Source organism: Christiangramia marina, from assembly GCF_048285865.1.
Lineage (GTDB): Bacteria > Bacteroidota > Bacteroidia > Flavobacteriales > Flavobacteriaceae > Christiangramia > Christiangramia marina.
This window is the reverse complement of sequence record NZ_JBLVTK010000001.1, coordinates 675,542-689,824: the sequence shown is the minus strand read 5'-3', so window position 1 is coordinate 689,824 and position 14,283 is coordinate 675,542. Positions and strand designations below refer to the sequence as shown.

14 protein-coding genes and 1 pseudogene are annotated in these 14,283 nt (G+C 40.3%); 9 read left to right on the top strand and 6 right to left on the bottom strand.

Annotated features, from left to right (window positions below):
* From ACNKXS_RS03195 to ACNKXS_RS03160, 8 genes and pseudogenes are all read left to right on the top strand, one after another.
* A pseudogene (locus ACNKXS_RS03195) lies at positions 1 to 569 on the top strand (HTTM domain-containing protein); the annotation flags it as partial.
* Positions 570 to 639: 70 nt separating this feature from the next.
* Complete coding sequence (serS, locus tag ACNKXS_RS03190; protein ID WP_417919587.1) at positions 640 to 1,911, top strand: serine--tRNA ligase; 1,272 nt, start codon at positions 640 to 642, stop codon at positions 1,909 to 1,911.
* Between the two features lie 46 nt (positions 1,912 to 1,957).
* Positions 1,958 to 3,742 carry a tetratricopeptide repeat protein gene (locus tag ACNKXS_RS03185; protein WP_417919586.1) on the top strand — a complete coding sequence of 595 codons (1,785 nt, stop codon included), beginning with the start codon at positions 1,958 to 1,960 and terminating at the stop codon, positions 3,740 to 3,742.
* A gap of 19 nt (positions 3,743 to 3,761) precedes the next feature.
* The gene (locus ACNKXS_RS03180) at positions 3,762 to 4,082 is read left to right on the top strand and encodes a DUF4286 family protein (protein WP_417919585.1); all 321 of its coding nucleotides are present in this window, start codon (positions 3,762 to 3,764) and stop codon (positions 4,080 to 4,082) included.
* 6 nt (positions 4,083 to 4,088) lie between these two features.
* Entirely contained in the window at positions 4,089 to 4,910 is an 822-nt protein-coding gene (rsmA, locus tag ACNKXS_RS03175) for a 16S rRNA (adenine(1518)-N(6)/adenine(1519)-N(6))-dimethyltransferase RsmA (protein ID WP_417919584.1), read from the top strand.
* Positions 4,891 to 6,243 (top strand): magnesium transporter, encoded by a 1,353-nt coding sequence (mgtE, locus tag ACNKXS_RS03170; protein WP_417919583.1) that lies wholly within the window; start codon positions 4,891 to 4,893, stop codon positions 6,241 to 6,243. Before rsmA ends, mgtE begins: the two co-directional genes overlap by 20 nt.
* A 100-nt stretch (positions 6,244 to 6,343) precedes the next feature.
* Complete coding sequence (locus tag ACNKXS_RS03165) at positions 6,344 to 7,321, top strand: 2-hydroxyacid dehydrogenase (RefSeq protein WP_417919582.1); 978 nt, start codon at positions 6,344 to 6,346, stop codon at positions 7,319 to 7,321.
* A gap of 77 nt (positions 7,322 to 7,398) precedes the next feature.
* On the top strand, positions 7,399 to 7,809 hold the full coding sequence (locus ACNKXS_RS03160; protein WP_417919581.1) for a VOC family protein: 411 nt from the start codon (positions 7,399 to 7,401) through the stop codon (positions 7,807 to 7,809).
* Positions 7,810 to 7,855: 46 nt separating this feature from the next.
* On the opposite strand, the gene ACNKXS_RS03155 is transcribed toward ACNKXS_RS03160, so the two are convergent.
* The 5 genes from ACNKXS_RS03155 to ACNKXS_RS03135 all read right to left on the bottom strand — a co-directional run bounded on the left by ACNKXS_RS03155 (position 7,856) and on the right by ACNKXS_RS03135 (position 12,711).
* Entirely contained in the window at positions 7,856 to 8,509 is a 654-nt protein-coding gene (locus tag ACNKXS_RS03155; RefSeq protein WP_295177798.1) for an SDR family oxidoreductase, read from the bottom strand.
* Positions 8,510 to 8,595: 86 nt separating this feature from the next.
* The gene (locus ACNKXS_RS03150) at positions 8,596 to 10,407 is read right to left on the bottom strand and encodes a GNAT family N-acyltransferase (protein WP_417919580.1); all 1,812 of its coding nucleotides are present in this window, start codon (positions 10,405 to 10,407) and stop codon (positions 8,596 to 8,598) included.
* A gap of 33 nt (positions 10,408 to 10,440) precedes the next feature.
* Complete coding sequence (locus tag ACNKXS_RS03145; protein WP_417920137.1) at positions 10,441 to 11,691, bottom strand: aspartate kinase; 1,251 nt, start codon at positions 11,689 to 11,691, stop codon at positions 10,441 to 10,443.
* Positions 11,692 to 11,693: 2 nt separating this feature from the next.
* A complete protein-coding gene (locus ACNKXS_RS03140) occupies positions 11,694 to 12,167 on the bottom strand; it encodes a GNAT family N-acetyltransferase (RefSeq protein WP_141879052.1) in 474 nt (157 codons plus the stop codon).
* Between the two features lie 55 nt (positions 12,168 to 12,222).
* On the bottom strand, positions 12,223 to 12,711 hold the full coding sequence (locus ACNKXS_RS03135; protein WP_417919579.1) for a GNAT family N-acetyltransferase: 489 nt from the start codon (positions 12,709 to 12,711) through the stop codon (positions 12,223 to 12,225).
* Positions 12,712 to 12,811: 100 nt separating this feature from the next.
* Here ACNKXS_RS03135 and fbp point away from each other — a divergent pair, with 100 nt between their 5' ends.
* The gene (fbp, locus tag ACNKXS_RS03130; RefSeq protein ID WP_417919578.1) at positions 12,812 to 13,858 is read left to right on the top strand and encodes a class 1 fructose-bisphosphatase; all 1,047 of its coding nucleotides are present in this window, start codon (positions 12,812 to 12,814) and stop codon (positions 13,856 to 13,858) included.
* Here the strand turns inward: fbp and ACNKXS_RS03125 are convergent.
* Positions 13,831 to 14,262, bottom strand: coding sequence for a tellurite resistance TerB family protein (locus ACNKXS_RS03125; protein ID WP_026913915.1), 432 nt, complete (start codon positions 14,260 to 14,262; stop codon positions 13,831 to 13,833). The two genes, fbp and ACNKXS_RS03125, sit on opposite strands and share 28 nt — an antisense overlap.
* Positions 14,263 to 14,283: the final 21 nt, after the last annotated feature.

Genomic DNA, 14,283 nt, shown 5'->3' with positions numbered 1-14,283 from the left:
CTTACATGTCGCTCGCCTTCTGTATTTTCTTTTTTCCTTCGGAAACTATCAATAAAATATTTCTGCGTGGAAAGAAGAAATTCTACACTGGTAATGAGATCAATGTTCCTTCCTGGAATAAGATCTTTGTTGGTGCTCTGGCCGTGTGGTTCGCTATACAGATTGCATTGCCATTACGACACTGGTTTTTTCAGGACGATGTACTCTGGACCGAAGAAGGCCATCGCTTAAGCTGGCGAATGATGCTTCGTGGCAAAGGAGGCAGGATCACTTTTAAAGTGGTGGAAAAAGGAACCAGCGATACCATTATTGTTCAGAAAGAAGATTATCTCTCGCCTAAACAACTAAGAGCCATACCAAGCAAACCAGACATGATCTGGCAATTTGCGCAAAGACTCGAGCAGGAATATGCTGAAAAAGGTATGGAAATAGAGGTTTATACTGAAGGGAAAATCAGGGTGAATCGTGGTCCATATAAAACCCTGATCGATCCAAAGGTAGATCTGGCGGCTGAAGAATGGCAGCATTTTCGTCATCATGACTGGATTTTACCTTCTACCGAAGACTAATTTTCTAGCCTGCTTTTGCTACATTTGCAGCTTATAAAAATTTCAACTTCATTTAAAATTTTCAGGCCTTATGTTACAGGTTTCCAAAATAGCAGAACATAAAGACGAATATATACAGGCACTCAAAAAACGAAATTTTGAGGCTGAAGCAATATTCGATAAGATCCTTGAACTGGATGAGACCAGAAGGTCCACGCAGGCACAATTAGATGTTACCCTGTCAACATCCAATAAGCTTTCGAAAGAAATAGGGCTCATGTTCAAAAATGGGGAACACCAGAAGGCTAATGTTTTAAAGCAAAAAACCGGGAAGTTAAAAGAAGATTCTAAAGATCTTTCAGAAAAATTAAATAGCACTACAGCTCAACTGCAGGAGTTGCTATATACGGTCCCAAATATTCCTCATCCATCTGTTCCCGCTGGTAAAAGCGAAGAGGACAATGAAGAGATATTTAAAGATGGTGATGTTCCGGTACTGGCCGAAGGTTCTCAACCACATTGGGAACTGGCCAAGAAGTACGATATTATAGATTTTGAGCTAGGGAATAAGATCACTGGTGCAGGATTTCCGGTTTATAAAGGCAAAGGGGCGAGATTACAGCGTGCCTTAATCTCCTGGTTCCTGGATAAAGCAACCGAAGCCGGTTATACTGAATATCAATTACCTCTTTTGGTCAATGAAGCTTCAGGTTATGGAACAGGACAGTTGCCAGATAAAGAAGGGCAAATGTATCATGTTACTGAAGATGATCTTTACCTGATCCCAACGGCTGAGGTTCCTATGACGAACATGTTTCGTGATAACTTAATGACCGAAAATGATTTTCCAATAAAATGTACCGGTTATACCCCATGTTTCAGAAGAGAAGCGGGATCCTATGGAGCGCATGTAAGAGGATTGAATCGTTTGCATCAATTTGATAAAGTAGAGATCGTACGAGTGGAAACTCAGGAAAACTCCTACGCAGCTTTAGATGGGATGGTAGACCATATTAAAAACCTACTTAAAGAGCTGAAACTGCCATATCGTATTTTGCGTCTTTGTGGTGGTGATCTTGGATTTACGGCAGCGCTTACTTTCGATTTCGAGGTATTCTCTACTGCTCAGGATAGATGGCTGGAAATAAGCTCGGTTTCAAACTTCGAAACTTTCCAGGCTAACCGACTTAAATTACGTTACAAGAATAAAGAGAATCAAAAGGAATTGGCCCATACTTTAAATGGTAGTGCCCTGGCTTTACCAAGAGTACTTGCCGGCATCCTTGAAAATTACCAGACTGAAGATGGAATTAAAGTTCCTGAAGTTCTGGTTCCATATTGTGGTTTCGATTTGATCGATTAACCTGAGGTTCACCATACTGGAACAGCGCAAATGTTTATATTTACATATGCGCTGTTTTTTATTTATGCTGATTTTCCTGCTCACGGGCTCTATAGCGGTTGCACAATCTGAGCAGCTTGCCAGGAATTTCTTCGACCAGGGAGAATACAAAAAAGCACTTGAGATCTACAAGGATATTTACGAGGATAATCCTTCCAATCCAATCATATTTAATGGTCTCGTAAGTTCATATCAACAACTGGAAAATTTCAAAGCTGCGGAAGATCTTTTGCGGGAGCGTATGAATGCTTCAGCGAATAACCCAGCCATTCTTATTGATATTGGTCATAACTACGAACTTCAACAAAACCTGGAACGAGCAGAACAGTTTTACCAGGAAGCTTTGCAGGCGGGTGAGTCGCGGCCTAATTATGCGTACTCTATTGCCCGAAGTTTTGAGAAATACAGTTTGCTCGACTATGCAGTAAAGGCTTACGAGCGCGCAATGGAGATCAATCCCGCTCAGAACTTTAATTTGCAACTTGCAAGGATCTACGGGGAACAGGGGAATACAGAAAAGATGTTCTCTAATTATCTCGATCTAATAGAAGATGATACAAAATTTTATAGCCTGGCAAACCGGGAATTTAGTCGTTATATCACGGATGATCCAGCTACGGAAGCCAATATCAGCTTTAGAAAATTATTACTGAAGCGATCACAGGAAGATCCTAGATTATTATATAATCAAATGCTAAGCTGGCTTTTCGTGCAGCAGCAGCAATACGATAAAGCTTTTACTCAGGAACGCGCCATATACAAAAGAGGAGAAAAGAACTTACAGGGGATTCTCAATCTTGCATTGCTGGCACGGGAAGCGAAGCAATTTGAGGAAGCACAGGAAATTTTGACCTATGCGATCGAAGAATCGCCTTCACCAGCTTTCAATTTACAGGCCAGACATCTATTGCTAAAACTCAGGACCGAAACGGTAACTTCAGCAGGATTAAGTGAGCTTGAGACAGAATTTGAGCAACTGATCGGAGAATACGGAGTAAATAATGAAACACTGGAACTTCAGATCGATCTGGCAAACTTTAAAGCTTTCCGAAGAGATAAAAAAGAAGCAGCGATCTCTTTACTTGATAACGCTCAGGAACTGCAATTATCCAATTTCGAAAAGGCAAAAGTGAAAATGGCACTGGCAGATATCCTGGTGATGCAGGAAAAGTTCAACCAGGCATTGATCTATTATTCACAGGTGCAAAACCTGATGAAAAATGATGTCATGGCACAGGATGCAAGATTCAAGGTTGCTAAGACCAGTTACTATAAGGGTGATTTTGAATGGGCAAAAACGCAGCTTGATATTCTTAAAAAATCTACTTCGCAATTGATCGCAAACGATGCCATGGAATTGAGCTTGCTCATTAATGACAATAGCCAGGAAGATAGCACTCAAACTGCACTTAAAAAGTATGCCAGGGCAGATCTGCTAGCATTTCAGAAGCGAAATTCAGAAGCTATTTCCATGCTGGATACGATCCTGGAAATGCATAAGGGTGAAAGTATAGAGGATGAGGCTTTGTATACGCAAGCAAGGCTTTTCGAGGAGCAGGCAAGTTATGATAAGGCAGAGAATAATTATTTACAGATCATCCAGTCCTATGGTGATGATATCCTGGCAGATAACGCACATTACTACCTTGCCGAGCTTTACATAAACAAGCTCGAAGATCCAGAGAAGGCAAAGACGCTTTACGAGCAAATTATCTTTAACTTTGCCAATAGTATTTATTTCACAGATGCCCGTAAAAAGTACCGGCAACTTCGTGGAGATATACTGGAATAACATCTTTAAAAATTTTCCCATGATCATTTATAATGTTACCCTGAACGTACAGGAAGAGATCCACGACCAGTGGATGGAGTGGATGAAAAAAGAACATATTCCGGATATGTTGAAAACCGGAAAGTTCAGCAAAGCTTTGATGACCAAAGTGATGGTGCAGGAACCTATGGGCGGCATCACATATTCTGTACAATATACTACGGAAAGTAAGGAGATGCTGGAGCGATATTACAATGAAGATGCCACTAAAATGCGAGCAAGTTCCAAAGCTTTTGAAGGTAAATTCGTCGCTTTTAGAACCGAACTTGAAATAATTGGAGAATATACTTCCCAGGAATAATTGATCATGAAAAATAACAGGCCACCAAGACAAGATTCCAATACAGATGTTCGTGCAAAGAAACATCTTGGTCAGCATTTTTTAACCGATGAGAATATCGCCAGGAAAATCGCTGATACCCTGGATTATTCCGGATACGAAAAAACTTTGGAGATAGGTCCTGGGATGGGTGTGCTAACCAAGTATCTTCTTGAGAAAGATACTGAAGTTCACGTGATCGAGATCGATTCAGAAAGTGTGGAATATCTGGAAAGTCATTACCTGCATTTGCGTGGTCGAATTCATGAAAAAGATTTTTTAAAACATGATCTCGGTAGTATTTTTAGAGAGGAACAGTTCGCCGTAATTGGTAATTTTCCTTATAATATTTCTACACAAATCGTTTTTAAGGTGTTGCAAATGCGAGACCAGATCCCTGAGTTTTCTGGTATGTTTCAGAAGGAAGTTGCTAAACGAATTTGTGAGAAGGAAGGAAGTAAAGCTTATGGGATTTTGAGCGTACTTGTCCAGGCATTTTATGAAGCAGAATACCTGTTCACGGTACCTCCAACAGTTTTTAATCCACCACCTAAAGTGGATAGCGGAGTTTTGCGCTTAAAACGTAAGGAAAACTATAGTCTTCCCTGTAATGAAAAGCTTTTTTTTACCGTAGTGAAAACCTCTTTTAACCAACGTAGAAAAACACTTCGTAATTCTTTAAAAAGTCTTAATCTTCCAGATAATCTAAGGGAAGATACTATATTTGGCTCTCGACCGGAACAACTCGGTTTCCAGCAGTTTATTGAACTGACGCAAAAAATAGAGCCGTATGCAGTTTCAAATAAGTGAAGAATTAATTGACAAAATTCAGTACCTCATCGAACAAGGAAACGATGAGGAATTATTGTTGCACCTTGAAGACGTGCATCACGCTGATATTGCTGAAATTCTTACCGAAATCAACCTGGAAGAAGCTACGTATATCGTAAGGCTTCTGGATAGTGAGAAAACTGCTGAAGCTCTTATGGAGCTGGAAGAGAATGTTCGGGAACGCATTCTTGAAAATCTTTCTCCAAGGGAGATCGCTTCAGAGCTGAACGAAATGGATACCGATGATGCGGCAGATATTATTTCTGAACTGTCACCGGAACTTCAGCAAAATGTGATCGCTGAGATCGAAGATGAAGAGCATGCAGATCATATTGTAGAACTGCTTCGCTATGACGAAGATTCTGCCGGTGGTTTGATGGCTAAAGAGCTCGTGAAGGTTAATGAGAACTGGAGCGTTACCGGCTGTATGGCCGAGATGCGCAAACAGGCTGAGAACGTAACCCGTGTTCATTCCATTTATGTCGTTGATTCCAAAAATAAATTAAAGGGGAGACTGTCCCTTAAGGATCTGCTTACCGCTCCAAGCGACGCGAACATCAGCGATGTTTATATTCCGCAGGTGGACTACGTAAATGTGCATACTGAAGGTGATGAGGTAGCCAGGATCATGCAAAAATATGACCTTGAAGCGATTCCCGTTGTGGATGAAATGAATCGCCTCGTTGGTAGAATTACCGTGGATGATATTCTTGATTTTGTAAGGGAAGAAGCTGAAAAGGATTACCAGATGGCTGCAGGTATCTCTGAAGATGTGGAGGCCGATGATAATATTTTCAAACAAACAAGGGCCAGATTACCCTGGCTAATGATCGGGATGTTCGGTGGTCTTGGAGCTGCCAGTATAATTTCCGGTTTTGAAACCATACTTACAACATATCCAAACTTACTGGTATTTGTGCCGCTTATCCAGGCAACTGCCGGGAACGTTGGAGTACAGTCCAGCGCGATCATCGTACAGGGACTCGCGAATGACAGTTTGAGAGGGAATATTCTGTCCAGACTATTAAAGGAATTTGGACTGGCACTTATCAATGGAACTTCTATAGCCATTATCGTTTTCGCTATTAGTTCCTATTTCTTCGGGACCACTTTTCGGGAATCGATCAGTATTGGGGTGGCCCTGATCTCGGTGATCGTACTAGCCGCACTTATTGGTACTTTTATTCCTATTATTCTTAATAATAATAACATTGATCCTGCTGTTGCTACCGGACCTTTTATCACTACCAGTAACGATGTTTTCGGGATCCTTACTTACTTTCTTATCGCCAAGGCGATACTGGGTTTCTAGGACTGTTTTACGGCTTCTGCCAAATCATTCTTAACTTTGTAGCGGGCATTTTCAGTAGATTCCTGAAAATGTGAAAATTGCTAAATTCAAATAAGAGAACATGATCATCCTACACGCAGATACGAATCACCCTATATTAATGAAAAAACTGGCAGAAGCTGGCCATCATAATGTGGAAGGCTTCGAACAAAGCCGGGAAGAAACCCTTCAGAATCAACATCTTTACGATGGTATCGTCATAAGAAGCAGGTATAAGATCGATAAAGAATTTATTGATGCTGCGCCAAATTTGAAATTTATCGCCCGGGTTGGCGCCGGACTCGAAAGCATTGATGTGGAATATGCTCAGAAATGCGGAATCAAACTATTTTCTGCGCCGGAAGGAAATGCAAATGCTGTTGGGGAACATGCTCTTGGAATGCTGTTATCCCTGTTTAACCGACTCAACAAAGCAGATCGTGAGGTTCGCGAAGGATTATGGCATCGTGAAGAAAATCGCGGCGTGGAACTGGACGGCAAAACCGTTGGTTTGATAGGCTACGGAAATATGGGGAAGAGTTTTGCTAGAAAGCTCAGAGGTTTTGATGTTGATGTTATCTTTTATGATCTGAAGGAAGGAATTGCCGATGAGAATGCAAGACAGGTTTCCTACGATGAATTTTTCGAAAAGGCTGATGTCGTGAGTTTGCATACTCCGTTAACAGAAAAAACCTATCAAATGATCAATAAGGAATTTATTGCTAACTTTAAAAAACCCTTCTGGTTTATTAATACAGCAAGAGGGAAAAGTGCGGTGACAGAAGATCTAGTTGACGCATTAAAAGAAGGAAAGATCCTTGGAGCAGGACTGGATGTACTGGAATATGAAAAATCCAGTTTTGAAAGTCTTTTTGGGAATAAGAAGAATGTTAGTATAAGTGCGGCAGATCCTATTCCGGAAGCTTTAAGAGAGTTCATGTTTATGCCACATACACTATTGAGTCCGCATGTTGCAGGATGGACCAGAGAATCCCATGAAAAACTGGCCACAGTGATTGCAGATAAAATCATAGGGAGCTTTGGAGTTGAGAATAAGTAAATAGGGGGCTTCACTTTAGAGCCTTAGAGATCTCACTGATCTTTAAACAAGTAATAAAACTTTAAATTCGATTCATTATGAAAAACAGGGTTACAGGTTTAGGAGGTTTCTTTTTTAAAGCAAAAGATCCGGACGCTACAAAAAGCTGGTATAATCAGCATCTAGGTTTGGATACAGATCAATACGGTTGTACTTTCTGGTGGAAGGATAAACAGGGAAATGATTGCTCAACGCAATGGAGCCCGATGGATCATAAAACTGAATATTTTGAACCTTCGGAAAAACAATTCATGATGAATTTCAGGGTAGAGAACCTGGAAGAATTACTGAAGGTTTTGAAAGCTGAAGGAGTAGAAGTTGTAGGTGAAATGGAAACCTATGATTATGGTAAATTTGGCTGGATCCTGGATCCTGAAGGAAACAAGATCGAATTATGGGAGCCTGTAGATCAGGTTTTCCTGGATCAGAAAGAAAAAGATAAAGAATAAAAAAAGCCATGCATCGCATGGCTTTTTTCTTAATTCAATATATTATTTAAGCTTTAGTGGTAAGATCTAATAAAGCTTCTTTTATAGATTGAGGGCCTTCAATTGCCTCAAAAGTCATATTTTTTACTAATGGATCTGCCAGTGACATTACCAGTAAAAATGCTACATCATCTCTGGAGATCTCTCCTCTTTTTCCAAGTGAACCTTCTGCAACTTCAACTTTAGCAAGGCCAAGATCATCGGTCAACGCACCTGGTCTAACGATCGTATAATTCAATCCGCTTGCACGAAGATAGTCGTCAGCTTCTTTTTTCGCTTCTAGATAATGCTTAAGATCTTCATTTTTTGATGGCTCATCTGCTGCCATTGCGCTCAACATTACAAATTTCTGAACGTTGGAGTTTTTCGCTGCATCAATTAGTTTTTTTGCACCTTCCTGGTCTACCGCGATCGTTTTTTCCTCACTGGTTCCTCCACCAGATCCTGCGGCGAAGATCACCTTATCAATTCCTTTCATGGTGTGACTTACATCGCCCTCAAGATCTCCCATCACAGCTTCTACATCCATATCTTCAAACTGCTGTCTTTGTTCTTCTTTTCGAATAAGTGCCAGCGGATTAAAACTTTCAGAATTGTTCAGGATTTCGATTACTCTTTTTCCTGTAGCACCGGTTGCACCGGCTATTAATATATTTTCCATGTTGTTAGCGTTTAGATTTGCAAGTTAAGAATCAAGCTTTCCAATGTCCAGTAAAAACATCAGAATAACAGTATCTTAACAGCAGCTTATTTATCTTTTGCAATTGCTGCCGCCCGCTCTTCAAGTTCTTTCTGAAACTCTTCCATCACCGGTTTTACCGTGCTCTCGGGTAGATCAGCGATCCTTATATACATAAGTCCGTCTACCGCATCATTGAACAAAGGGTCCACGTTAAAAGCAACCACCCTGGCATTTTGCTTAATATATTTTTTTATAAGAACAGGAAGCCTGAGGTTCTCAGGTTCCAGCTCATCAATGATACGATCAAATTTATTGAGATCGGCTTCGCTTTCGTCAAATACAAGGTCTTTGTCTGCATCGACAAGTTTTACTTTAAATTCTTTCTTGGGATGAACATACTGTGCAACATATGGATCGTAATAATTGGACTTCATGAACTCGATCATCAGCGATTTTGAAAAATTACTGAATTTGTCGCTTATGGTGACCCCGCCAATCAGATACTTATGTTCCGGAAATCTTAAGGTACAATGCACGATTCCTTTCCATAATAAGAACAAAGGCATGGGCTTAAGCTGGTATTCTTTAATGATAAACGCCCGGCCCATTTCGATGCTCTCGCTCATCATTTTGTAAAGTTCCGGTTCAAAACCAAACAGGTCCTGCAGGTAGAAACCATCGATTCCATGAGCTGCGAAAATCTCATTTCCCATTCCCATTCTGTAAGCACCGGCGATCTTTTCAGCTTCTTGATCCCAAAGGAACAAATGGTGATAATGATCATCGAATTTATCCAGGTCCACACTTTTATTGGTGCCTTCTCCCACTTCTCGAAATGTGATCTCTCTTAATCTGCCAATTTCATTCAGGATGTTTGGGATCACTTCACGTTTGGCAAGAAAAACCTCGTAATTTTTACTTTGCAGCAGCCGTTTATCCATTCTCCTGCAATTCTCCACTTCAAGACTCATTAATTCTGAATTGGTTTCTTCAGCAACGTCTTTCGGAGATCTGGGAATCTTTAAAGTTCTGGGAAGTTTGGACAGTAAATTTTTCTTCTCAAAAACATTGGCAAGCATATATGTTTTCCGTCGTAAAAATGCGGTATACGCTTCAAGATTCGTATGCTCTTTCTGATCTTCTACTGAAATTGGATGGCCTATTCTAACCTTAATTTTTCTACGTTTTTGGGAAAGCATCTCGCTCGGCAGTTTTGCTGTACGCAGCACATCGCTCATACTAGCCAGGCGATAGAAAAATAAGCTGTTCTTAGCATGAAAATAAATAGGAAGAACCGGAACTTTCGATTTCTGAATAAGTTTCATGGCTGAAGGTTCCCAGGGTTTATCCACGATCAAATGTTTGTCTTTGCTGGTAGAAACCTCCCCGGCAGGAAAAATTCCCAGGGCATTCCCGGCTTTGATGTGTGCGATCGATCTTTTCATTCCTCCCAGGCTGGACTTGGCATCCTTATGGTCTTCAAAAGGATTTACTGGCAGAATGTAAGGTCTAAGAGGATCAAGACGGTGCAAAAGAAAGTTTGCAATGACCTTATAATCGGGTCTTTTCTCCAGAACCAGCTTCATAAGGATCATTCCATCAATTCCTCCAAGAGGATGATTGGAAACAGTAATAAAAGAACCATCTTTTGGAATTCTTTTCAGGTCCTTTTCCGGAATATCAAAATCGATCTCAAATTCATTCAGAATAGAATCTATAAAATCAATCCCATTAAGGTTTTTGCGTTTATCGTATTCTCGATTAATACGGGAAAGTTTCGTGGTTTTAAGGATCATCCAGCCAATGCTGTCACCAAGAAAACCAAATTTGCGAAGATTCATCACTTTGGCTACTTCTCTTGCACTTACAATTCCCATAGTTACCTGGTTTGGTTAGTTTTTGACCTAAAATCAATCTTCAGCTACCAGTTGAACGGTGTTTTGGGTCAATTGTTTTAAAAGTACGGTTTTATCCTTTTCCAGACTAGCGATCGCTTCCGCATTGAAATGCCTGATGGTATAGAGAGAAACACCGGTTTTGTAATCCACCTTGAATCGCGCTTTAAGATGCTGAATTAGTTTTTCAAGCTGGTTGAATTTATTATCTACGCAGACTTTAAAACTAATAGCCGAATTTTGAATGAGATCCACCTTCATTTGATATTTATGAAAAAGTCGGAATATTTCAGAAATATTTTCTTCCACCATAAAGCTGAAATCCAGGGAGGACAAAGAGATCAATACCTGATTTTTCTTCACAATGAAGCAGGGCACTTCAGGAAAAATAGTCCTACCCTTACTTACAGCAGTGCCTTCTTCCGCAGGATTAATAAAAGAGCGAACATAAAGCGGAATTTCCTTTCTCTGTAATGGCTGTAGTGTTTTTGGATGTATCACCGAAGCACCATAAAACGCGAGCTCTATAGCCTCTTCATAGGAGATCTGGTTGAGCAAATGAGTTTCGGTAAAATGCCGAGGATCTGCATTTAAGACACCAGGAACATCTTTCCAGATCGTTACACTTTCGGCATTAAGGCAATAGGCCAGGATCGCCGCCGAATAATCTGAGCCTTCTCTTCCCAATGTAGTCGTGAAATTGTTCGCATCTGAAGCAATAAAACCCTGAGTGATATTGAGCTTTGAGGTATCGATATGACTGAGTACGAGGTCCTGAGTCAACCTCCAGTTTACCTGAGCTTCCCGATTGGTACTATCGGTTTTAATGAATTTTCGTACATCCAGCCATGTTGATTTAATCTGCTGACTATTAAGGTATTCGCTAACTATAGTGGTAGAAATCAACTCACCAAAGCTCACAACCTGGTCGTAAACGAAATCGTATTGTATTGATTTATTATGTTCTAAAAAGTTTTCAAGTTCAGTAAAAAGCCTATGAATTTTAGTAAAAACCTGTGCTCTTGTATCTGGAAAAAGCTCCTGCATGATCTCCAGATGATAAGTTTTTACTTGCTCCAGCGTATTAGAAACTCTGGAATTTTGCAGGTATTCCTGTACAACAAATTCCAAGGCATTCGTTGTTTTACCCATCGCAGAAATTACGATCAGTTTTTCTGCAGTTCCTGTAACTTCAAGAACCTTTAAAAGGTTGCGAACGCCCTCAGCATCTTTTACTGAAGCACCACCAAACTTAAATACTTTGATCACTACTTTTTCACATTTTTATGGATACCACTTTCTTCCATATGTACGGTCTTCCAGCTCTCCTTTATTTGTGCACCTGTATTTTCATAAAATTCGATCGCATTTCTATTTCCTTCTGAAACGACCCATTCTATACGTTTAACGCCATGCTCGTGACCATATTTCACAACTTGTTGGTATAAAGCTCCGCCAAGACCTGTTCCACGCATACTTTCACGAACGATAAGATCTTCAAGGTGTACGGTTCTTCCTTTCCAGGTAGAAAACCTGAAGTATACCAGCGCCATTCCTTCAATTTTTCCAGAAACGTCGGCTACAAAACACTTAAAGTTTTCATGTTCAAAACCTTCTTTTTCCAGTGCGGCAACATCTACCTCTACATCATCAAGATGGTTTTCATGTGCGGCAAGTTCTTTTATAAGTTCCAGAACATCCCGCATGTCTTCGCGTCTGGCCTCTCTAATTGTATATTCCATATGTCAAATTTTAACAAAAATAGGGATTGTAGATGATAAGTCTATTAAAGCCTTATTAAAGCATATTTTTATTTTGGAGATAGGCATGCATTCCATCTGCATCCATTTGTACCGTATCCCAATCCTGCATGACGTTTGCACCACTTCTGCGATAGAAATCGGCAGCATCTTTATTCCAGTTTAGAACCACCCATTCTGTTCTTTTTACATTCTCTTCGGAAGCAAATTTGATCACCCGGCTGTAAAGAGCAGATCCCAGGCCTTTGCCTCTGTAGCTTTCCCGAACCACCAGATCCTCAAGATGAACAGTTTTTCCTTTCCACGTTGAGTACCTGAAATATATTAGAGCCATTCCGTGGATATTCCCTTCAACTTCAGCAACAAAACAGGTGAAAAGAGGTTGCTCACCAAAACCATCCCTTATAAGATCTTCTTCTGAAATAATGACCGCATCTGGCTCCTTTTCGAAGATTGCGAGTTCCTTTATGAGATCAAGAACGTCATGCATGTCCCGGGCTTCCGCCTTTCTAATGTTAATTTCCATATAAATACTTTTCTACAAATTTAAACAATAGTAGTATTGCCAGCGAAATCGTTATAGTAAGATCAAAATTTAATACTTTAGCGGCCAGAAACCCAATTTCATGTCTAAGCCAAATCAAACTCTCGGAGAATTTATCATTGAAAACCAGTCAGATTTTCCGGGTTCTTCCGGAGAATTATCCAGACTTATTAATTCTATTCGGCTAGCTGCCAAAGTAGTTAATCATGAGGTGAACAAAGCCGGTCTAGTGGATATCATAGGGGCTTATGGCGAGACCAACATTCAGGGTGAAGACCAGCAAAAGCTGGATGTTTATGCGAATAATAAGTTTATTCAAACTTTGACCAATCGCGAGATCGTTTGTGGCATCGCTTCCGAAGAAAATGATGATTTCATCCGGATCGAAGGGCATAAACGCGATCATAAGAATAAATATGTTGTATTGATGGATCCGCTGGATGGTAGTTCCAATATAGACGTAAACGTTTCTGTAGGTACTATTTTCTCGATCTATCAAAGAGTGACACCTATTGGGACTCCGGTTCAGAAAGAAGATTTTCTTCAGCCCGGTAATATGCAGGTGGCCGCGGGATATATTATTTATGGAACTTCAACCATGTTAGTATATACCACAGGTCATGGAGTGAATGGATTTACCTTAAATCCTGCTCTGGGATCCTGGTATCTTTCTCATCCAGATATGAAATTTCCTGAAGATGGAAGGATCTATTCTATTAATGAAGGGAATTATATTCATTTTCCCCAGGGAGTGAAGGATTATATCAAATACTGCCAGGAGGAACAGGGAGATCGCCCTTATACTTCCAGGTATATTGGTTCCATGGTATCAGATATTCACCGGAACATGATTAAAGGTGGAATTTTCATGTACCCGAAGAGTTCTAAAGCTAATAATGGGAAATTGCGACTGCTTTATGAGTGCAATCCATTCGCATACTTGACAGAGCAGGCTGGAGGTAAAGCAAGTGATGGTTTCCAGAGAATTATGGACATAAAACCTGCCGAGCTTCACGAACGTGTGCCCTTCTTCTGCGGAAGCAGGAAAATGGTGGAAAAAGCTGAAGAGTTTATGCAGAAAGCAGAAACTGAAGATCAGTCTCAGTCATTATCTTTTTCAAGCAAATAACGGTAATCTTCGAAGTTTAACTGTCCACTAAAGATCTGGATAGAACGCTCGATAATTCCTTCAGAAGCCTGGCTGGAAAAACCAAGACCAATCGCGTAGCGCTTGATGAGTTCAGTTTCTTCTTCGTCGATCTCATTATCTGCAAAAATGATCTTGAAAAGATCGTGAAGCCGCTCTAATCTTCTTTCCACACTATTGGATCCGGTAAGAGGAAATGCTTTTGGGTTTTCGATCACCTTGGCATATTCTTCTTCGTTAATATCCAGTTTACGGGCAAATCTTTGAAGTAATTTCTCTTCTCTATCATTAATCTCGCCATCAATGGCTGCAAGATTTACGATCGATGCAAAATGACTTAAGTTTCTTAGATGCTCTCCTGAGCCAAATAAATCTGAAAAGGACATTTGTAATATAATTTAGTCTTA